The organism is Desertivirga brevis, from assembly GCF_017355835.1.
This window is the reverse complement of the sequence record NZ_JAFEWF010000006.1, coordinates 589,410-610,833: the sequence shown is the minus strand read 5'-3', so window position 1 is coordinate 610,833 and position 21,424 is coordinate 589,410. Positions and strand designations below refer to the sequence as shown.

Below are 21,424 nucleotides of genomic sequence, written 5' to 3'. Positions count from 1 at the left end.
CTTCTGGTCTGGCTACTTTCTCTGATCTTGTTATCACAGGTGTTGCTGGCGACAGGACATTAAGCTTTACCGCTACAGGTATAACTGCTGCTACTTCCAATACCATCACTGTTAATGCTGGTGCAGCAACTGCTCTTGCTATTGCTACGCAGCCTTCAGCTACTGCAACCAGTGGTTCGGCATTTGCTCAACAACCAGCAGTACAACTTAAAGATGCTTCTGGTAATAATGTTGCTCAGGAAAATGTGGAAGTGACAGTTGCCATTGCAAGTGGAAACGGAACATTAGGCGGAACACTTAAAGCACTAACTAACGCTTCTGGTTTGGCTACTTTCTCTAACCTGGCTATTACAGGTGTTGCTGGCGACAGGACATTAAGCTTTACTGCTGCAGGTTTAACTGCTGCTACGTCTAATACGATTACTGTTAACGCAGGTGCAGCAACTGCTCTTGCTATTACCACTCAGCCTTCAGCTACTGCTGTTAGCGGTTCTGCATTTGCTCAACAACCAGCAGTACAACTAAAAGATGTTTCTGGTAATAATGTGGCTCAATCAGGTGTTGTTATCACAGCTTCTGTTGCAACTGGTTCTGGAAACTTGGCAGGTACCTTAACGGCTACCACTAACGCTTCTGGTTTGGCTACTTTCTCTGATCTTGTTATCACAGGTGTTGCTGGCGACAGGACATTAAGCTTTACCGCTACAGGTATAACTGCTGCTACTTCCAATACCATCACTGTTAATGCTGGTGCAGCAACTGCTCTTGCTATTGCTACGCAGCCTTCGGCTACTGCTGTTAGCGGTTCTGCTTTTGCTCAACAACCAGCAGTACAACTTAAAGATGCTTCTGGTAATAATGTGGCTCAATCAGGTGTTGTTATCACAGCTTCTGTTGCAACTGGTTCTGGAAACTTAGCAGGTACCCTAACGGCTACCACCAATGCTTCTGGTCTGGCTACTTTCTCTGATCTTGTTATCACAGGTGTTGCTGGCGACAGGACATTAAGCTTTACCGCTACAGGTATAACTGCTGCTACTTCCAATACCATCACTGTTAATGCTGGTGCAGCAACTGCTCTTGCTATTGCTACGCAGCCTTCGGCTACTGCTGTTAGCGGTTCTGCTTTTGCTCAACAACCAGCAGTACAACTTAAAGATGCTTCTGGTAATAATGTGGCTCAATCAGGTGTTGTTATCACAGCTTCTGTTGCAACTGGTTCTGGAAACTTAGCAGGTACCTTAACGGCTACCACTAACGCTTCTGGTTTGGCTACTTTCTCTGATCTTGTAATTACAGGTGTTGCAGGCGATAGGACATTAAGCTTTACCGCTGCAGGTTTAACTACTGCTACTTCAAATACCATCACTGTTAATGCTGGTGCAGCAACTAAACTTGCTATTGCTACGCAGTCTTCGGCTACTGCTGTTAGCGGTTCTGCATTTGCTCAACAACCAGCAGTACAACTAAAAGATGTTTCTGGTAATAATGTGGCTCAATCAGGTGTTGTTATCACAGCTTCTGTTGCAACTGGTTCTGGAAACTTAGCAGGTACCTTAACGGCTACCACTAACGCTTCTGGTTTGGCTACTTTCTCTGATCTTGTTATCACAGGTATTGCTGGCGACAGGACATTAAGCTTTACCGCTGCAGGATTAACTGCTGCTACTTCCAATACCATCACTGTTAATGCTGGATCTGCAACTGCTCTTGCTATTACCACTCAACCTTCAGCTACCGCTGTTAGCGGTTCTGCATTTGCTCAACAACCAGCAGTACAACTTAAAGATGCTTCTGGTAATAATGTGGCTCAATCAGGTGTTGTTATCACAGCTTCTGTTGCAACTGGTTCTGGAAACTTAGCAGGTACCCTAACGGCTACCACCAATGCTTCTGGTCTGGCTACTTTCTCTGATCTTGTTATCACAGGTGTTGCTGGCGACAGGACATTAAGCTTTACCGCTACAGGTATAACTGCTGCTACTTCCAATACCATCACTGTTAATGCTGGTGCAGCCACTCAACTGGCTATTTCTATGCAACCAAGTGCTTTAGCGAAGAGCGGACAATTGTTAGGCACTCAACCAGTGATTCAACTATTAGATGCTTCAGGAAATGAGGTGAAAGAGGCAGGCATAGATGTTACAGTATCTCTACATGATGGCAATGCCACACTTCTAGGCAGTTTGACTGTTAAAACAGATAACAATGGCAAAGCTATTTTCAATACCCTCTTTATAACTGGTATTGAAGGGAATAGAACCTTCAGGTTCCAGGCACCTGGTCTTACCTCAATTGTTTCAAATCCGGTTTCAATTACAGATCCTTTTGAACTTGCAGTAATAGCAAAAGCAGATGTTTCATGTTTTGGAACAGCTTCAGGATCTGTAACTGTAGCGGGTGAAGGAGGTTCAACACCTTATAAATACAAGGTAAATGATAATGACTATCAGTTAAGCGGTAACTTTACCGGTCTTAGTGCAGGTAGCTACGTAATTACCGTTGAAGATGCAGCGGGAGTTAGCACAAGCAAAATAATAACTATTGTTCAGCCTAGTGCTGCCTTAAAAGTTACCGTAGCAAATCAGACAAACATTTTATCTTATGGCGCCTCTTCAGGAAAAATAGATATCAATGTATCTAATGGAACTGCTCCGTATAGCTATTCCTGGAATAATCAATCTACGTCGCAAAACTTAAGCAATATTCCAGCTGGCATTTATACGGTAACCGTTACCGATGCAAAAGGTTGTACCGCCACAGCTAGCTCTGAAATTCTTCAACCATCTGCAGCCCTTGCTATTGCTGTTGTTACCAAAACGGATATAACTTCATTTGGTGCTTCGACAGGCGCGGTAACAGTATCGGGTTCGGGTGGTACTGGTCCTTATGAGTACCAACTTGGTAATGGAACTTACCAGACAAACGGAACATTTACCGGTCTCCCAGCTGGTACGTATACCCTTACTATCAAAGATGCTAATGGAGTTAGCAGCACTACTACTATTACCATTTCTCAGCCTTCCGCAGCTCTTGCAGTAAATGTTGTTAACAAAACAGATATAACTTCATTTGGTGCTTCTACAGGCGCACTTACAGTTGCAGGTTCTGGTGGTACTGGTCCTTATGAGTACAAACTGGGTAATGGTACTTATCAGACAAATGGAACATTTACCGGTCTCCCAGCTGGTACGTATACCCTTACTATCAAAGATGCAAACGGGGTTACAAGCACTACAACAGTGACTATCTCCCAGCCATCAACAGGTCTTAGCCTCGCAGTTTCAACAAAGGCTAATGCAAGTATTTACAATACAGCAACAGGATCAGTTACTTTGACAGCTTCAGGAGGAACAGGACCTTATGAGTACAAACTCGACGCAGGATACCAAACCTCAGCTGTATTCAATAATCTTAGGGCCAAAACTTACACAGGAACAGTGAAAGATGGTAACGGTATAACAGCTACCGTAACATTCACCATTGAGCAACCAGCGGCACTAACGTTAAGTCTGGTATCTAAACGCGATGTAATGTTAGGCGAAATAAATTCTGGCTCTATCAAAGTTAAAGCAGAAGGAGGAGTTGGGCCATATACCTACAAGCTTACAAACGGCGCTTATCAGGGTTCTGAAACATTTGAGAATCTTCTTGCAGGCTCCTATCGTGTAACCGTAAAAGATGCCAATGGGGCAACTCAGGAAATTGAGGTAACTATTAATGGGGTTAGTGTTTCCAATGTCTTCACACCAAACGGCGACGGAATGAACGACACTTTTGAAATTGTGGGAATCGAAAATTACGACAGTGCAGACCTTACAATTTTCAATAGATGGGGTAATGAAGTTTTCCGGGATGGAAAATACAAGAACACCTGGGACGGAACGGGATTGAATGCGGGTACATACTTCTTCATCCTTAAGCTAAATAAAGCAGGTAAGCAAGAGACACGTAAAGGTTGGGTACTAATACAGCGATAACATCGGGAATGAAAACTTTTTATACCAATAAAATGGCAAAAATTAACAGTGGCAAATTACTAATGGGACTATTTCTACTTATTTCAGGAATAGCCCCCGCCCTGGCACAGCAGAATGTACAGTTTACACAGTACATCTTCAACTCCTTGAGCGTGAACCCGGCTTATGCGGGCTACAAAGAGGAATGGTTTGCGCAAATGGCTTTGCGAAAGCAATGGTCCGGAATTAAAGATGCTCCCCAAACAGGTCAAGTTTCAATTGATGGAATCCTGGATTCAGAGAAAAAGAGAATGGGATTAGGTTTACAACTGGCAGCAGATAAATTAGGGCCGCAGCTTTCCAACTCGGCCTATCTAAATTACTCCTACCGCCTGCAGTTAAATAGTGAGGACACTAAAAGGCTATCCTTCGGGCTGGGCGCTGGAGTTACTCAAAATTCTGTTGACGCTTCCAGGCTAAGTGCGATCAACGGCTCAGATCAATATCTTCCCAAAGGTGGTACTACAGATATCGTTCCCGACATTCGCTTCGGTGCCTATTACTATTCGCCCAAATTCTATATGGGATTATCCATTATGGATGCCCTTAGCAGTGCTTCTAAGGTTTCTGCCACAAGCGACCCGAACACTATTCAACCAGTGAAGCACATGCGCCACCTTTACTTGATCTCCGGATTATTATTTGACCTGGACAACCAAATCAAGTTACGTCCGAGCATTTTATACAAAGAAGATTTCAAGGGACCATCAAGCGTTGACCTTAATGCGATGCTCATTTTCAATGACCGTTTCTGGGTGGGAGCTGGCTACAGGACAGGCGCAAAACTTTGGGAGAAAGAATACCAAGAGGGACAGGGAATCACAAGTGCTAATTCTTTTTCCGGAATAGTCCAGTTCTACATTAACGAGAACTTGCGTCTTGGCTATTCTTACGATTACTCAACCAGCAGTCTCAGAGAAGTAGAAAGTGGATCTCATGAAATTACCCTTGGACTTACTATCCCTCGCAAAGCCTACAGGATCTTAAGTCCAAGGTTCTTTTAATTGGTCCCCCTATTTAAAATATAAAAAGCAAAATAAATAATGAGCAGCTTTTGTATGAAAAGAAAATTCTTAAGCCTTCTTTTTTCTGCGTCCATGTTAAGTGCAACTCTTTATGCACAGGAACAGAAAGGAACGCGTGAGAAAGCTGAAATAATGTATAAGAAATACGAATACGCCAAAGCGGTAGTATTGTATGAAAAATTAGCAGCAAGGAAGGATCCTTACCTGGTTGACTTGCAGAACCTGGCCGACTCCTATCTTAAGATGAAAAGATATGAGGAGGCTGAAAAATGGTACTTAGAGGTGATCAAGGACGAAAAAAGAACTGATTCCGATCTTTTGGCTTATGCAAGGGTATTAAAATTAAGAGGAAAATACAGAGAAGCAAAATCTGCCTTTAACGCTTATGAAGTCGCCTCAGGTTCATCTCCTCGAGTTGATCGCGCAGGTTGCGACTCTGCCTTGAAATGGATCGCCTCTCCCACCATTCATATCCTTAAAAATGAGAACACGCTGAATTCTTCTCTTGCTGACTACAGTCCCATTTTCGTAAAGGATTCTGTTTATTTTATAGCTGAACCCCGGGAAAGCTCTTCTGATAAATACGGGTGGACCGGGAATAGCTACAGCAGGATCTTTTCGGCCCCACAGAAAAAAGGATCTTTCCCTTCCCCTTCTGCCATATCAGCAATGTTCAACAAGGGCAACTTCCACATTGGTCCACTTTGTACAAATAAAACGGGGACAACTCTATATGTAACAAAAACGCATTCTGGTACAGAAGCTTCGTTACAGAAGCAAGCGTCTGAGAAATTCCACGCCAGAGTGCTCGAGATATTTATTTATACAAAAGATGATTCAGGAAGCTGGAAAGAAACACCTTTCAAGTACAACAACCCAAAAGCCTGGTCGGTAGGACATCCAGCATTAAGTCCCGATGAGAATACCCTCTACTTCATCTCCGACATGCCCGGTGGAATAGGCGGTACAGATGTGTGGTATTGTATAAAAAGCAGCGATGGATCATGGTCTGCCCCTCAAAATTGCGGAAAGAATATTAATACGGAAGGCAATGAATTATTCCCGACAGTGAAAGCAGATGGAACTTTGTTTTTTTCCAGCGATAGGCATATGGGAATGGGAGGCCTGGACATATTCAGCAGCAAAGGAAGCGGAAATCAGTGGTCAGAACCACAGAACCTGAAGTATCCTATTAATTCATCGGCAGATGATTTTGCGTTTATTGAGGTTAATAATGAGACTGGCAGCACCGGCTATCTTTCCTCAAACCGTATTGGAGGAAAAGGGGCTGACGATATTTATTCTTTCAGCTATACCGCTCCTGTTAAATTTGTACTTGCTGTAAAAGGTACTATTAATAATAAAAGATATAAGCGACCTGTTGCAGATGCAGGAATTGCTCTATTTTCTCAGAACAAGGAAATTGCTGCTAAAAAGAGCAGTAATGGTAAAGGCGAGTTCTATTTTGAATTGCACAAAGATTCAGAGTACGTACTAAAAGCAAGAAAGGCAGGCTTCCTTCCTGATTCCATTTCTTTCAACACAAATGGAATTAAACTCTCAGACACGTTAGAGTACTCTTTAAACTTAGATCCCTTAGAAAAAGGAAGAACAATAAGGCTTGATAATATCTTCTATGATTTAGGGAAAGATGCCATAAGATCAGATGCTGCCCTTATTCTGAACGGACTGGAGCTATTGATGCGTGAAAACCCTAAGTTGAAGATCGAACTTTCTTCACATACCGACAGCCGAGGAAAAGATGCTTATAATCTTTCGCTTTCTCAGCGCCGCGCCCAATCCGCTGTAAACTACCTGATTAGTCGTGGAATTGCGAAGGAACGTATGGTTGCAAAAGGTTATGGGGAAACGAGACTGATTAACAAATGTGGGAATAACGCAAGCTGTTCCGACGAAGAGCATCAAAGGAACCGAAGGACAGAATTTACAATATTATCGAACTAAAGATAAAGAGGTTTTTTAAAAACATTAAGGACCTGCCCCAGAAACCAGGGCAGGTCTTTTTTTTTGCTAAACTTGCTGTAAATAATTTTTGGAACAAAAGCCCTCGATGCCTGCGTCTGACTTTATGTAGTACCAGTCATTATACATCCGTTTAATTAACTGCACAATAGAGTTATGTGCAGCTTTGCCGACAATCTCATATTCCGTACCCGGTCCTTTTCGGATATTAAGATTGGATTCTTTCGTAGCTACTTTCATCTTTATGTTCTTTGCAGTCAAATCTTCCATTTCCAATAGATTGGTGATCTGCGAAACTCCGGGCTGAGTTTTTAACGTAGCCACTACTTTCTCGGCAGTAGCCATATCAGGTACTGTACCTGCTACCGTTAAATTACCGTTTGCATTGGCCACTTTCAGATTCTGAACCGTCAATCCTGCCTTCTGTAAGATGGCATTATAGTCGTTCGCCTGTTGTTGATTGGCAACAGCCCTGTTAACATTATCAAATAATCCCATAATTTCTATTTTTGAGCGGTACAGGTAACTGTGTTTCCGTTGTTTTTCAATACCATTTCTTCGTCAGACAATTTATCAATGGTATACACCGAATTGCTTTTACCAGCCTGGGAGATTGTTGACAAGTTCTTACCTTCTTTATCTAAAGTGTATGTACCTTGGTCTGCGCCTATGCCTCCTGTAGATGTATATTTTCCATCTTTTGTGAAAACCATTTGTGACCCTGCCAGCATCTGTGATTTAATAGAATCTGGTAATTCTGTTGCAGTCTCGATATCCGTTACCTGCCATGTTTTTGCAAGCTGCTTAACCGGATCCTTTCCGCATGCTGTAAGCATAAAGCCCACAACAGCAAATAAAAAAGCTGTTTTTCTTAATGTTTTCATAGTTCAATTTATCCTTGCTTAACAGCTTTTTCAATGTGTTGTTTCTTTCTAATACCCCTCTGGCACCCTATGTGATTGGAACCATTTTTGAAGATCATATTAAAACAAATCATTTACCTAAGAAAAGAACAACTATGTTTGACCAGATTTTAGATCTTGTAAAAGACCAGATAGGTGGAAATCCACAAGTAGCAAATGCTATCCCTGCGGACAGGAAAGAAGAGGTACAGCACGAGGTAGCAACACAGCTGGATCATAATTTAAAACAACATGCCGCAAGTCAGGGTGGCGTGGGCGATATACTCTCCCAGCTTTCAAATAGCATGACTTCCGGCAGTCCCGTTACAAATGCAATACAAGGAGGAGTAGTGGGTGCATTAGCAAGTAAACTGGGTTTACCTCCTGCAGCTACAGGAGCAATAGCAGCAGCTCTCCCTGGCATTCTGCAGAAATTCGCAAATAAAGTTAACGACCCAAATGATTCCAGTATTACGAAGGAGGGTTTATCGAAATCTTTAGGATTAGACCTCGGAGGTTTAGGCAGCTTTTTGAAATAATCATTAGCCTTTGCAGGAAACGTTGCTCGAGGGCAGAATATTTAGAACCTGAAGAGATAATGTTTCCTGCATTTTACTTCCAAAATAATCTTTCACCTACAACCTAAATCAATTTCGGAATGTTGATGTAGCGGAAATATTATCTTTTCTTAATCTTTACGTAAAGTAATTATCTCAGCTTCGCAGGATGTTGAAGAAAATTTCAAGCACCTTTTTTATTGTCCTGATTATAATTGCTTTTAAAGCTCCGGAAAGCATGGAAATAAAATCTACCTTGCCAAGGTTTAGCAGAGAAGCTCACAGAGGGGGCCGTGGCCTGGTTCCGGAAAACACTATTCCTGCAATGCTGAATGCCCTGAACAGGAATATCACAACACTTGAAATGGACTGTCAAATCACTGCAGACAATAAGGTGATCGTTAGTCACGACGCTAAAATAAATCCCCAATTTTCTCTAACTGAATCAGGAAAGGAAATCAGCCCGGAAGAAGCCGAAAGTCTCGTTTTTTATCAAATGAATTACGATCAGATCAGGAAGTTCGATGTGGGCTTAAAGGTTAATCAAAAGTTCCCCCGGCAAGAGAAGATCAAGACATACATCCCCTTGCTTAGCGATTTGATTGATTCTGTGCAAAATGACATAAAGCTTAACAAACGGAAGCAGGTATTTTATAATATAGAGACCAAGATAAGTCCGGAAGGGGACAACAAGTTACATCCGGAACCTGAGAAATTCGTAAACCTTTTAATGGATGTGATTAAGCAAAAAGGGATCGGTCAATGGGTTATTATTCAATCCTTTGATCCCAGAACACTGGAAATTGTTCATAGTAAATATCCGGGGACAAAGACTTCTTTTCTGACTTCCACGGGAAACCTTTCTGAAAATTTAAATCGACTTAGTTTTATACCAGATGTTTATAGCCCCGCTTATAAGCTAGTGGATCAGCAACTCATAAAAGGCTGTCACGAAAAAGGACTTAAAGTGATCCCCTGGACTGTTAATGAAAAAGCAAAAATTGATGAGTTAACTAAGATGGGTACAGATGGTATAATTACGGATTTTCCTAACTTGTTCTGACTTAGGATCTCATAAAAGCTGCTTATTAATCTGAATACGTTTATACTATTCATACAGATCTTTAAATACCAGATGCCTGAAATGTTGAAATTTTAAATATTCTTGTTGCACCGAGAAAACAAATAAAGACTTTCAGAAACAAGCAGGATTAATACGGGGTTGTATCTAGATACTAATAGAAAACTCATTGTATTATTCAGCTAATTCGCCATCTATAAGACTTCTTGCAAAGATAGGTCTTTCTGCTAAGGGTGTTGTTTATTGCCTTATTGGCTTGTTTGCTATTATGGCCGCCTTTGAAGTTAATGGACATTCAGCCAGGACCAGTGACAGGACAGGTGTTATGCAAAACCTGTTAAGTCAGCCGTTCGGCAATATCGTATTACTGTTGATTGCTGCCGGTTTACTTTGCTACAGTATCTGGCGCTTTTTAGAAAGCCTTCTTGATCTTTCTGGCAAGGGAAGTAATGCTACGGGGATTGGGCAAAGACTTACCTATTTCTTCAGCGGATTAACCTATCTGTCTGTTTCCTTTTTTGCCGCTAAAACCTTCTGGAGGAACCGGGCGGAACGTGAAGGAGATTCGTATAGTGATCTGTCGAAAAAGTTACTTGAATCGCCAGGAGGAACCTGGCTTTTAATTATAGCAGCCCTAATCCTGGCAGGAATTGGACTTTATCAAATTTATTACGGAATCAAAGAAAAGCACCGAAAACATATTGATCTCCAGTCTTTAAATTTCAACACAGCTTCTATTTTGATTAGAGCAGGAAAAGTAGGTTATATATCTCGTGGGCTGGTATGGCTGGTTATCGCGTTTTTATTCTTTAAAGCCAGCTCTCATAGAAACCCGGAAGAGGCTGGTGACACAGGTAAAGCTTTCAGTTTTATTCAGCACGGCCCATTAGGCACCTACATGCTGGCGGCAATTGCACTTGGATTAATCTGCTATGGTGTAACTAATTTTCTACGCGCCTTCTTCCAAAGAGGTTCTTAACGTAACCTGACGACTACACCCAACAAGTCAATTTTTCCATTCCTGATTTTCAGATTACAATTCTTCGATTTTTATCAGCTAATTTGCGCACCACTACCAAAGGTTGGAACGTTTGTTGCCTCCTTTCCGGTAGTGGAAAAGGGATTGCCCTGACGCTCTCATAGCTCGGGGCTTTTTTATGAAGTTTATATTGTTCTTAATGGCCAAAATTGACATTCCGGTTATTTCTCCCTCCGTTTGTGACTGCCGCGTAGTTTTTGGAATCGGGTTTAACCTCCAGGTTCTATTGCCTCTTTATTTAAATAATTATAAAAAGCCCCCATCATCAATGTACCACCTAATATATTGCCTAAGGTTACGGGAACCAAGTTATGAACGACACCCTCAACAGAGATAGTGCCGGGGTGATCAAGTACTAAAGCAATAGCGAAAGTGCACATGTTTGCAACACTATGTTCGTATCCCGAAATAAAAAAGCAAAACACAAAAAGGACCATAGTAAAGAGCTTAGGTCCATCACCTTTAAGTGCCATTGGAATAAAAAAAGCCATGCAAACAAGCCAATTACACAATATACCCCGGAAGAAAAGTTCACTGGTGGGAATGTGCATTTTATGACTTACCAAATTGAGCAAAAAGCTATTTACCGAACTTTCTTTATACAATCCTGTGCCAAGGATCAGGGAAGCAAAGACACAAGCTCCGAGAATATTACCAATGTAACTTACGAGCCACATCTTCAAAACGGTCTTCCATGTTAACTGCTTTTGAAGAGCAGCATACGTGAAATAAAACGTATTACCTGTAAAAAGATCACCTCCTCCGTAGGCGATCAATATAATAGCCGCCCCAAAGGTGAATGCAGCCATAGGGTAAGCGAATGGGGAATTTGCTAGATAGAAATAATTTCCGGTTTTGAACGCCACTATTACCCCGAACCCTATGAACATACTTGCCATCATAGAGCGTAAAAGAAACTTTGTCCTGCTCTGACTGAAAACTTTGTGCTTTTTTAAAGCCAGCTGAACAACATTTTTTAACGGTTCTTCTTCCATTGCCATAACTATCCTATTACAAGATCACAGTCCTAATGTTTTACAGATCTCCTCTGCTTAATTTTTATAATTTCGAATCAGCAAACTTCATTTTCCTACCTTTGCACAGGCATGAGTAGTACTATATCCACCAATCCGGTAACACCACCCTGAGTTATGATACTCCAGTCTTTTCTCAGGAAACATCTACTGCTAAAGCTAATTAAATCATCAACATTTTCAATTAATAACTAGGGATGAAACCTTATTTAGGTCTTTTCGACTTTTCGAAGCAAATTAACTATAAAAATGAAGTTCTTGCAGGTCTTACCGTGGCGATGACCATGATGCCTGAATCACTATCATTCGCGATCCTTGCCGGTTTTCCACCTCTGGTTGGTCTTTATGCCGCTTTTATTATGGGCTTGGTAACCTCTATATTCGGTGGCAGACCCGGACTGATCTCAGGCGGAGCAGGAGCCACAGTCGTGGTACTTATTGCATTGATGAAGTCTCATGGTATTGAATATGTTTTTGCTACCGTTGCCCTGGCTGGGGTTATACAAATTCTGGTAGGTTTATTTAAGCTTGGAAAATTTGTGCGCCTTGTTCCTCAACCTGTGATGTATGGTTTTGTGAATGGACTCGCAGTGATTATTTTTACAGCTCAGTTCCAACAGTTTAAAACAGTTGTTAATGGACAGGTTAGTTGGATGACGGGACAGCCGTTAATTATCATGGCCGGGCTAGTTGCCACAACTATCGCTCTTGTTGTGCTATTTCCTAAGATCACAAAGGCTATTCCCCCTTCATTAGGAGCAATCATTGTCATCTTCCTAATTGTTCTAGGCTTTAATATCGATACCCGGACCGTAAAAGATATCGCTTCTGTAAGCGGTGGCTTTCCTCCATTTCATATCCCAAACGTGCCTCTTTCTTTGGATACATTAAAAATTATTTTCCCTTATGCATTGATCATGGCGGGAGTTGGACTAACAGAAGGACTTTTGACACTCAATCTTGTTGACGAGATCACTGCAAGTAGAGGCAATACCAACAGAGAATGTATAGCACAAGGGGGAGCGAATATTTTAAATGGTTTCTTTTTTGGAATGGGGGGATGTCCGATGATAGCACAAACGCTGGTAAATCTTTCTGCAGGAGCAAGGGCAAGACTGTCCGGAATCATTGCATCACTAACCATACTACTCATTATCCTTATCGGCGCGCCTGTTATCGAGAAAGTTCCAATGGCAGCATTAACTGGTGTAATGATCATGGTAGCAATTGGGACGTTTGAATGGTTAAGTTTCAGGATAATCAATAAGATGCCAAAGCAGGATGTATTTGTGGGGATACTTGTTGCTGTTATCACCGTGTGGCTTCACAACCTTGCACTTGCAGTGCTTATTGGTGTAATTATTTCTGCATTAGTATTTGCCTGGGATAGCGCAACTCGTATCAGAGCAAGAAAATATATTGACGAGAACGGTGCCAAGCATTATGAAATATATGGCCCCCTATTCTTTGCTTCAGTAGCTAATTTCACAGAGAAGTTTGAAGTCTTGAATGATCCTGAAGAAGTTATCATAGATTTTAAGGAGAGCCGGGTAGCTGACATGTCGGGAATAGAAGCCTTGAACAAGCTGACGGAGCGCTACCAAAAGGCTGGTAAAAAGCTACATTTGAAGCATTTAAGTGAAGACTGCCGTAAACTATTAAAAAATGCGGAATCTATTATTGATGTGAATATTTTAGAAGATCCCAGCTACCATGTGGCTGCCGATAAATAAAGGAGAGCCGTCTGACAGAGAATCTGCGATCACTCCTCCATTAGTATACCTAGCATCTCCTTATAATTACTTAAAAAGTGTTTGGTAACTATATAATGTTCGGTTTCTTCGTACTTGACCTGCCTAATCCCGTTCTCGTCAAGCTGGTAGATAATAGCACCCGGGTAGGCCAGCAAAATAGGCGAATGGGTTGCGATAATAAACTGGGAATTTTGATTCACCAATGCACTGATGGATGATAAAGCAGCCAGCTGTCTTGATGGCGATAAAGCAGCTTCAGGCTCATCAAAGATATAAAGGCCTCTACCTCTAAGCTTATTGGTCAAAAGTGCTATAAATGATTCTCCATGCGAACATTTGTGCAATGACTCAACTCCATACTGTGCAACAAACTTTTCAAGTTCCTTAGGCTTATCGAGGTCGTATACATCCTCCATATAGGTTGCAACGTTATAAAAACTCTCTGCTCTTAAAAAGAAATAGTCGGACGGCTTTCGGTAGCTCTTTATATTTCTCAAATACTGATATAACCCCGACGAGTTTTGATGGGTGTGGAACTGGGTATTAATAGTTCCTCCCTCGGTACTGAATCCCAGGCTCAAAGCTATAGCTTCTATTAGTGTTGATTTACCTGACCCGTTTTCTCCTACTATAAAGGTAACATCGTGATGAAACTTTAATGATTGAAGGCTTTTTACAGCCGGAATATTGAAGGGATATTCATTGAAAGAGGGAACAAGTTCTCTTTGCAGTATTACTTCTTTCAGGTAAGGTTTAGCTTCCATACAAAGATCCAAATCAGTTAAACAATATAGGAATTAAGACTAATGAATCCTCTTTAATAAAAGAATTAACTTCTTTCCAACTTTAAGTAAGGGAACTTGCGTTTTTTAACATTTTCAAAATACCCAAACCAGATAATGCAGAGAACGCTATTTTTGTTCTTTAAAGGTTAGCAGAATTTTTTCTTCTCTCCGTTAGATGATAAGACCTCTTCTTATTCTACAAAAACAATGCTTATGAACACATCCTTTGAAGATTTAAATCTTAGCTCAAGTATTTTAAAATCCCTGGAAGAGGAAGGCTACAACATACCCACCCCTATACAGCAACAGGCAATACCTGTTATAATGAATGAGAGAGATCTTATAGGATGTGCTCAAACAGGAACAGGTAAAACCGCAGCCTTTGCTCTGCCTGTGTTGCACTTGCTGGAAACCAAAAAGGACAAAGATGCTGGTAATAAAAAGGCAACGGCCCTTATACTTTGCCCAACAAGGGAACTGGCACTTCAAATTGGTGAAAGCTTTGCTACATACGGCAAATATACAGGTTTAAAACAAGCAGTATTGTTTGGAGGAGTGCCGATTGAAGAACAGATAAACGATCTTCAGTTGGGTGCGGACATACTTATTGCAACTCCAGGCCGGCTCCTTGATCTTTCCAGACAGAGCTATATAAACTTAGCAGAGGTTCAGGTCCTTGTGCTGGACGAAGCAGATCGTATGTTGGAAATGGGATTTAAAGAGGACTTATCGAAGATTTTTGAGGGATTACCTTCAAACAGGCAAACTCTTCTTTTTTCTGCTACGATGTCCCCTGCAATTACCGATCTCACTTCTTCATTTTTAAATCAGCCTGAGACGTTAAAGGTCGACGCGATACTTTCGATAGCAGAAAACATTGCACAGTTAGCCTATTTTGTGGAGAAGAAAGATAAACCCGCTCTACTTGCCCATATACTAAAAAACAAAGAAATAAAAAACGTACTGGTATTTACCAGAACGAAATTGGGCGCCGACGAACTTGTAAGAGCTATGGAAAAAGCTAAAATTAAGGTAGCTGCTATCCACGGCAATAAAAGCCAGGAAGCCCGTCAGCGGGCCCTTGATACTTTCAAAGATGGGGGACTGCGGGTTTTGGTGGCGACAGATGTGGCGGCAAGAGGAATTGACATCGATGACCTGAAATATGTGATCAATTACGAACTTCCCATCCAACCAGAAACTTATGTACACCGGATAGGCAGAACAGGACGCGCTGGGAACGAAGGAACTGCTCTATCATTTTGCGAGCCGGAAGAATTACAATACCTGAAAGATATCAAAGAAACGATCGGTCAGGATATTCCATTTGCAGACCATCCCTATCAGCTATCATTGAAAAGCTACACAAAACCGGCTTTTGTTTCCCCTCCTCTGGTTGGTAAAAAAACTTCAGTAAGCAAGAAATCATCAGCAAAAAGCAAAAGCAGAAAACGAGGATATTCGAAAACTTCGTAAGATCCGCATCCTTTTAGGTAACAATATTAACACTATTATCCTTGTTACAAGGATATTCAAATGCTTGTGAATAGTTTTGGTTTTTCATTTAAACCTGAATTAATGATTGTAAGCATTTCCTTGGCCTGGAAAAAGGGATTTACTTTATTCCTGCCAGTTCTCTCTTTAATTACAATTTATACTTCCACAGCTTTCTCGCAACCAATCAATCGGTTTAGCCTAATCAATCGTCATAATATCTCCATCAAGGCTATTGATCCTTTAGCTCCCCTGTCGGTCGGAAACGGCGATTTTGCATTTACTGCGGATGTTACGGGCTTCCAAACCTTTGAAAACTTCTATCATAAAAACGGCATCTCACTTGAAACCATGTGTACCTGGGCCTGGCACTCCTTCCCTAATGCCAAGGGATATAAGCTGGAAGATGCGATGAAAGAAATTGATTTTCATGGCCGCAGGATTGCGTACGTGAACCAGGAGAAAAGCGAGGCAGGAGCTTTCTTCAGACAGAATCCACATCCCGTTCCTCTGGGGCAGATCAGCTTACTGGGGAAGAACAACCAACGTCTTGAAATGGAATCAATAAGCAATATTGATCAAAAGCTGGATCTTTGGAAAGGTCTTCTTAGCAGCGCCTACAATGTTGATGGAGTTCCGGTTATGGTAGAAACGGTAAGCGGTGCAGATAAAAGCATTGTTGGCTTTAAAATCAAGTCGCCGCTATTGAAAGATGGGCGATTAAAGCCTGCTATAAAATTCCCCTATTCTTATGATTTAAAAACGAAGAATAAGCCACCTTTCGACTGGACCGGCGTGGAGCGTCACCGTAGTAGTATTATAAGTCGCAATGCTAACAAAGCTCTTATTAGAAGAGAAATTGATGAAACGGTCTATTTTACTTTAATAAGCTGGAAGGGAAAGGCTGATCTGATTGAGGATAGAGATCATGAGTTTCATCTGGAGGCTACAGAAGACAATCTGGAGGTGACTTTCGAATTTAGTGCTGCGCCAATCAAAAACAGCACATTGTTTACCGCCATTTGTACTCAAAGTGAAAAGGCCTGGAAAGACTACTGGAGTAAAGGAGGGGTAATTGATTTTTCCGGAAGTACCGACCCGAGAGCCACTGAGCTCGAACGGCGCATCGTCCTTACCCAATATCTTATGAAGATCAATTATGCAGGGTCTTTTCCTCCGCAGGAAACCGGACTTACACATATTAGCTGGTACGGCAAGCATAATTCGGAAGTATACTGGTGGCATACCGCTCAATTTTATGAATTTAATCATACCAATCTTCTGGAGAAAAGCTTCAACTGGTACAGGAAGATCCTGCCGTTAGCAATTGCAGTAGCTAAAAAGGAAGGCTTTGAAGGCGCAAGATGGCCTAAGATGGCGGGTATAAACGGACGACCAACGCCGGGAGAGATTAATCCTTACATTATCTGGAACCAGGCAAATCCCATTTACCTTGCTGAACTTATATTCAGATACAAGCCAAACAAGGCAACCTTGAATACTTACAAGGATGTCGTATTTGAATCGGCAAAATTCCTCGCCTCTTACGCGTGGTTCGATAAGAAAACGGACCGTTACATTCTTGGCCCTCCTTTAAAAAGTGTAAACGAAAGCACCGATGAAAGTGAAACTTTTAACCCATCCTTCGAGCTGGTACAGTGGCATCATGGTCTCAAGGTAGCGCAGCAATGGCGTGAACGAATGGGCTTACCGAAGGACAGGAAATGGGAAGAAGTATTAAATAAGCTGTCAACACTTACCATACAGGAGGGGAAGTATGTCGAGATGGAAAGCGATCCCGAAATGTATACACGGCAAGGCGGATACTCCTCAGCAATGCTCATGGCTTTAGGTTATCTGCCGAAAACTGAAATGGTAGACACACAGATCATGTCAAACACTTTCGACGCTATCTATCAAAGGAACGGCTTAAAGAGTTTCGTAAGCTGGAGCCTGGGAAAGGGAGCCATGACAGCTGCAAGATTAGGAAAACAAAAAGAGGCGGTCGACATTTTATGCAATACCCTTCCGGGTGCAGTGTTCTTGAAAAATGGTCATGTGCAAAGGGCCAAAGAACCTCTTGGCTGCGCCGCCTATTTACCAGCAAACAGCGCATTCCTTGCCGCGGCCGGATTAATGGCTGCGGGTTGGGATGGTAGCGGGACAACGAACGCGCCCGGCTTTCCGCAAGACGGTACCTGGAAAGTGCGATCAGAGAATATGAATAGGTTGCCTTAGAATGGAAGCACGCGCATTGGGGACGCAACAAAAGTTACAATCAGGAATTGATCAAGCTTAACAAGAAAAGTACAATCACAGACAGCCCGCTAAAAAAAGGCACGTTACTTTCCTTATTATAGGGTTGCATCACCGTATTCAACTTTTTCATAGCCCTGTAAAGCTGGGTATGAACCGTTTTGGGAGAAACGTTTAGGATCTCAGCCACCTCCTTATATTTCAAACCGTCTTCTTTAACCAGCCTGAATATAATTTTACATTGTTGGGGAAGGGATTCAATGGCCTGATCCATAAGAAAGATCAATTCACGTCTTTCAACTTCCTTTTGCGGACACCAGGGATCAACGAACTCAAGTTCGGAATCATCCAAGCTTACCAAATGTATGTTTGAATACTTTTTAATATAGTTTAGAGACTGATTTTTCACTGCTATGTAGAGATAAGACTCTACATTTTGTACATGCCCAAGCTTTTTTCTATTGATCCATAGATTTGTAAAAACATCTGATACAATTTCTTCAGCTGCCTCCTGATTATGCAGATAAAAGACAGAGAACTTTATCAAACGGGAACTCAATTGAAAAAAGAATGATTCAAACGCTTTAGAATCATCATTCTCTTTTATTTTAAGCCAAATAGATCCAATTTCTTTTCTTTCAATTGCCAAGTTCGTACGATTTTAGAAATAGTAACAAATATTTTATATAAAAGTAACCTATTAATACTAAAAAAACAAAAATACTATACAAAAACAACCAAATCCTTTAATTTTTATCATAAAAAATGATAAAAACATGTAAATATCAGAAAACAACCTGAGACAAAAACAAAATCTCAAGCATAACTTTACTCAAGCAGTCTGGCTTTAAAAAATTCTATTAAATATTTCTCTAAGGATTCTAGGTTATAATCGGTAAAAAAGAAAAAGCACGATGGTGCGGTTTCATAACGTTAAGTTACATTATTGGTTAGTAATTACAAAATTTTTTTGACGGAAATTTAAGCGGGATAATTTCCGTCAAAAAGACTGAGAAAAAAACGGTTAAGGAGTAGTAAAATGTGTACGCTCAACCTGAAGGCGGGTATTTAATGGCAAGTTATCGGAACTTCCCCCGGCCATTAAGGTAAAAGAGCCAGCCTCAACAATGTGTTTCAGGGAACGGTCATACAGTGCAAGGTCTTCGGCATGGAGAGAAAACTCCACTATCTTCTCTTCACCCGGCATAAAATGCACCCTACTAAATTTCGCAAGTTGCTTATCTGCGCTTACTACAGAGCTAATATCGTCCCTAAAATACAGCTGAACCACTTCATCTCCTTCCCTCTCGCTATTGTTCTTCACTTTTACTCTTACTTTTACGATCAGTTTATTTTCTGTTTCCTCAACGTTGGCGGACAGCTCTGAGTATTTGAACGATGAAAAGCTCAATCCATAACCAAAACTATAAAGGGGCTTAGAAGATCCCTCAACATAATTATGCTTTACCGGGCTCTTATAATTATAATATACAGGTAACTGACCCACAGAAACAGGTACAGAAATGGGAAGCCGGCCTGCCGGATTATAGTCGCCAAATAATACATCGGCAATAGCATTACCACCTTCCTGTCCCGGGTACCACGCAGTTAATATAGCATCTGCCTGCTCTTCAACAAGGTTCAGATTTAAGGGTCTCCCCTCTATCATTACCACAACAACAGGTTTGCCCGTCGCTAAAACGGCTTTTAACAGCTCAGTTTGTTTACCCAAAAGATCCAGGCTCATACGGTCAAATCCTTCACCGCTTTCCATATCTGGAATTGCACCCTGCTTTTCTTCTGAAACTTTAGCTGCTCCTGTGCTAATGTACTCCGTTTTAAAGTCACGGGCGCTGGATCCGCCTAATACAAGGATGGTGATATCTGAATTCCTGCTCAGTCGAACAGCCTCTGCTATATTAGACGAGTTTGTATCTCTGACGGCACAGCCTTTAACGTAATCAACACTTATCCCTTTACCAGCTCTTGCGCGAATACCTTCCAGTACAGTCACCACTGCTTCATCTCTCTGTGGAGCCGTATAATCGCCCAATTGATTATAGAGATTATCTGCATTAGGCCCGATGACGGCAATCTTTTTAAAATCGCTATTTAAGGGAAGGACGTTATTTTTGTTCTTCAGAAGTACTATAGATTCTCTAGCTACCTGCCTTGCCAGTTTAATGTGTTCCGGTGTACCGACAGTAGTTTTTGCGAGGCTAGCGTCTACATAAGGTTTTTCAAATAATCCCATCTTGAATTTCAGTCGCAATAGATTCGCTACTGCAGAATCCAGACGAGCCCCGCTTACCTTGCCTTGTTTTACAGATTCTATTAACCCTTTATTGAATCCATTTCCTCCGAGGTCTGCATCAAGTCCGGCATTCATAGCTAAAGCAGCAGCCTCTGCCTGATTTGCAGCCACGCGATGAGTCATGAAAACTCCTTCTATACTTCCGAGGTCAGATACCGTGAAGCCATTAAATCCCCACTGATTCCTTAAAACATCTCTTAATAGGAAAGGATTGGCAGAACAAGGAACACCGTCGACAGAATTATAAGCAGTCATAACAGACTGGGCACCTGCTTTAACGGCAGATCTGAAGGGCGATAAATACGACTGGTAAAGCTCTCTTAGACCCGAATTAACACTTCCCCCATTATGTCCCCCTTCCGGAACTCCATATGCAGTGAAATGCTTTAAGGTAGAAATGATATTAGCTCCACTTTTCAGATCAGAGCCTTGGAAACCCTGGACCATTGCTATCCCCATTTCTCCGTTGAGGATTGGATCTTCGCCGTACGTCTCCTCCACTCTCGACCAGCGCGGTTCGCGTGCAAGGTCAAGAACCGGACCGTAGCCTATATGGGCACCCTGCACACGGGCTTCCCGGGCAATTGCAGAAGCCATTTTCTTTATTAGATCAGGGTTCCAGGTACTTCCCTGACCGATTGAGGTAGGAAAAACAGTAGTTCCAATAGCCATATGACCATGAGGACACTCTTCGGCAATAAATAAAGGGATCCCTAAACGGGTATTTTCCAGTGTGTATTTTTGAAGAGCATTGGTTGCGAGTGCAGATTCATAAGGAGACAAGCCGTTACTTAATGTTTTTTTTGTCCATGGATCTGCTCTCAAAGTAGCCCATAACATTCCGATATGCCTTTCTTTAATGGCCTGTCTGAATTTTGCTGACACCCCGATCTTAGCTCCACCCTTTTCATACATTTCCCAACCAAGGAGGGCAGAAATTTGTCCTACCTTCTCCTCAAGGGTCATGCGCCCCAGCAGATCTTTCACTCGCTGCTCCAAATCTGCTTTGGGATTTTTATATATCGGAGTTTCCTTAAAAAGAATCTTTTGAGATACTTCCGGTTCCGTCTTTTCTTTTACCAGAAAGCCTTTTTTGCCCCCTGCCGAAAAGACTGGAAAAGCAAAATGCAAAAAGACAGCAGTAATAAGTAAGTGTATTTTTTTATGAAGCATATCTCTAA

Annotated in this window: 15 protein-coding genes; 9 read left to right on the top strand and 6 right to left on the bottom strand. The window is 41.6% G+C overall.

Translation table 11 applies throughout. The annotated features are described in order from the left end of the window. The 3 genes from J4N25_RS17845 to J4N25_RS17835 form a co-directional block, all read left to right on the top strand. A partial coding sequence (locus tag J4N25_RS17845) for a T9SS type B sorting domain-containing protein (RefSeq protein ID WP_207423144.1) occupies positions 1 to 3,980 on the top strand: 3,980 nt, incomplete at its 5' end. A gap of 32 nt (positions 3,981 to 4,012) precedes the next feature. Next, entirely contained in the window at positions 4,013 to 5,023 is a 1,011-nt protein-coding gene (locus J4N25_RS17840; protein ID WP_242695919.1) for a PorP/SprF family type IX secretion system membrane protein, read from the top strand. 54 nt (positions 5,024 to 5,077) lie between these two features. Beyond that, entirely contained in the window at positions 5,078 to 7,009 is a 1,932-nt protein-coding gene (locus tag J4N25_RS17835; RefSeq protein ID WP_207423143.1) for an OmpA family protein, read from the top strand. Between the two features lie 66 nt (positions 7,010 to 7,075). Here the strand turns inward: J4N25_RS17835 and J4N25_RS17830 are convergent, their stop codons facing one another. Both J4N25_RS17830 and J4N25_RS17825 read right to left on the bottom strand, forming a co-directional pair. Next, the gene (locus J4N25_RS17830) at positions 7,076 to 7,525 is read right to left on the bottom strand and encodes an SH3 domain-containing protein (RefSeq protein WP_207423142.1); all 450 of its coding nucleotides are present in this window, start codon (positions 7,523 to 7,525) and stop codon (positions 7,076 to 7,078) included. Between the two features lie 5 nt (positions 7,526 to 7,530). After that, complete coding sequence (locus J4N25_RS17825; protein ID WP_207423141.1) at positions 7,531 to 7,911, bottom strand: lipocalin family protein; 381 nt, start codon at positions 7,909 to 7,911, stop codon at positions 7,531 to 7,533. A 134-nt stretch (positions 7,912 to 8,045) separates the two neighbouring features. Here J4N25_RS17825 and J4N25_RS17820 point away from each other — a divergent pair, with 134 nt between their 5' ends. From J4N25_RS17820 to J4N25_RS17810, 3 genes are all read left to right on the top strand, one after another. Further along, the gene (locus tag J4N25_RS17820; RefSeq protein WP_207423140.1) at positions 8,046 to 8,468 is read left to right on the top strand and encodes a hypothetical protein; all 423 of its coding nucleotides are present in this window, start codon (positions 8,046 to 8,048) and stop codon (positions 8,466 to 8,468) included. Positions 8,469 to 8,724: 256 nt separating this feature from the next. Then, positions 8,725 to 9,549 (top strand): glycerophosphodiester phosphodiesterase family protein, encoded by an 825-nt coding sequence (locus J4N25_RS17815; protein ID WP_242695918.1) that lies wholly within the window; start codon positions 8,725 to 8,727, stop codon positions 9,547 to 9,549. Between the two features lie 187 nt (positions 9,550 to 9,736). Further along, a complete protein-coding gene (locus J4N25_RS17810; protein ID WP_207423139.1) occupies positions 9,737 to 10,546 on the top strand; it encodes a DUF1206 domain-containing protein in 810 nt (269 codons plus the stop codon). Between the two features lie 269 nt (positions 10,547 to 10,815). Here J4N25_RS17810 and J4N25_RS17805 read toward each other — a convergent pair whose 3' ends face one another. Then, on the bottom strand, positions 10,816 to 11,601 hold the full coding sequence (locus J4N25_RS17805) for a formate/nitrite transporter family protein (RefSeq protein WP_207423138.1): 786 nt from the start codon (positions 11,599 to 11,601) through the stop codon (positions 10,816 to 10,818). Positions 11,602 to 11,837: 236 nt separating this feature from the next. On the opposite strand from J4N25_RS17805, the gene J4N25_RS17800 reads away from it, so the two are divergent. Next, entirely contained in the window at positions 11,838 to 13,373 is a 1,536-nt protein-coding gene (locus J4N25_RS17800) for a SulP family inorganic anion transporter (protein ID WP_207423137.1), read from the top strand. A gap of 29 nt (positions 13,374 to 13,402) precedes the next feature. On the opposite strand, the gene J4N25_RS17795 is transcribed toward J4N25_RS17800, so the two are convergent. After that, positions 13,403 to 14,158, bottom strand: a complete 756-nt coding sequence (locus J4N25_RS17795; protein ID WP_207423136.1) for an AAA family ATPase — start codon at positions 14,156 to 14,158, stop codon at positions 13,403 to 13,405. Positions 14,159 to 14,392: 234 nt separating this feature from the next. Between J4N25_RS17795 and J4N25_RS17790 the strand changes: the two genes are divergently transcribed. Further along, complete coding sequence (locus tag J4N25_RS17790) at positions 14,393 to 15,655, top strand: DEAD/DEAH box helicase (protein WP_207423135.1); 1,263 nt, start codon at positions 14,393 to 14,395, stop codon at positions 15,653 to 15,655. Between the two features lie 102 nt (positions 15,656 to 15,757). After that, the gene (locus J4N25_RS17785) at positions 15,758 to 17,911 is read left to right on the top strand and encodes a hypothetical protein (RefSeq protein ID WP_207423134.1); all 2,154 of its coding nucleotides are present in this window, start codon (positions 15,758 to 15,760) and stop codon (positions 17,909 to 17,911) included. Between the two features lie 40 nt (positions 17,912 to 17,951). On the opposite strand, the gene J4N25_RS17780 is transcribed toward J4N25_RS17785, so the two are convergent. Together J4N25_RS17780 and J4N25_RS17775 are read right to left on the bottom strand one after the other, a co-directional pair. Continuing rightward, the gene (locus J4N25_RS17780; RefSeq protein WP_207423133.1) at positions 17,952 to 18,578 is read right to left on the bottom strand and encodes an RNA polymerase sigma-70 factor; all 627 of its coding nucleotides are present in this window, start codon (positions 18,576 to 18,578) and stop codon (positions 17,952 to 17,954) included. Between the two features lie 375 nt (positions 18,579 to 18,953). Further along, the gene (locus tag J4N25_RS17775) at positions 18,954 to 21,416 is read right to left on the bottom strand and encodes a glycoside hydrolase family 3 N-terminal domain-containing protein (protein WP_207423132.1); all 2,463 of its coding nucleotides are present in this window, start codon (positions 21,414 to 21,416) and stop codon (positions 18,954 to 18,956) included. Positions 21,417 to 21,424: the final 8 nt, after the last annotated feature.

Excerpts from the sequence above, each read along its gene's own strand:
- J4N25_RS17840 (WP_242695919.1), top strand. The coding sequence starts at position 4,013 with ATGGCAAAAATTAACAGTGGCAAATTACTAATGGGACTATTTCTACTT.
- J4N25_RS17835 (WP_207423143.1), top strand. The coding sequence starts at position 5,078 with ATGAAAAGAAAATTCTTAAGCCTTCTTTTTTCTGCGTCCATGTTAAGT.
- J4N25_RS17830 (WP_207423142.1), bottom strand. The coding sequence starts at position 7,525 with ATGGGATTATTTGATAATGTTAACAGGGCTGTTGCCAATCAACAACAG.
- J4N25_RS17825 (WP_207423141.1), bottom strand. The coding sequence starts at position 7,911 with ATGAAAACATTAAGAAAAACAGCTTTTTTATTTGCTGTTGTGGGCTTT.
- J4N25_RS17820 (WP_207423140.1), top strand. The coding sequence starts at position 8,046 with ATGTTTGACCAGATTTTAGATCTTGTAAAAGACCAGATAGGTGGAAAT.
- J4N25_RS17815 (WP_242695918.1), top strand. The coding sequence starts at position 8,725 with ATGGAAATAAAATCTACCTTGCCAAGGTTTAGCAGAGAAGCTCACAGA.
- J4N25_RS17805 (WP_207423138.1), bottom strand. The coding sequence starts at position 11,601 with ATGGAAGAAGAACCGTTAAAAAATGTTGTTCAGCTGGCTTTAAAAAAG.
- J4N25_RS17800 (WP_207423137.1), top strand. The coding sequence starts at position 11,838 with ATGAAACCTTATTTAGGTCTTTTCGACTTTTCGAAGCAAATTAACTAT.
- J4N25_RS17795 (WP_207423136.1), bottom strand. The coding sequence starts at position 14,158 with ATGGAAGCTAAACCTTACCTGAAAGAAGTAATACTGCAAAGAGAACTT.
- J4N25_RS17790 (WP_207423135.1), top strand. The coding sequence starts at position 14,393 with ATGAACACATCCTTTGAAGATTTAAATCTTAGCTCAAGTATTTTAAAA.
- J4N25_RS17785 (WP_207423134.1), top strand. The coding sequence starts at position 15,758 with ATGATTGTAAGCATTTCCTTGGCCTGGAAAAAGGGATTTACTTTATTC.
- J4N25_RS17775 (WP_207423132.1), bottom strand. The coding sequence starts at position 21,416 with ATGCTTCATAAAAAAATACACTTACTTATTACTGCTGTCTTTTTGCAT.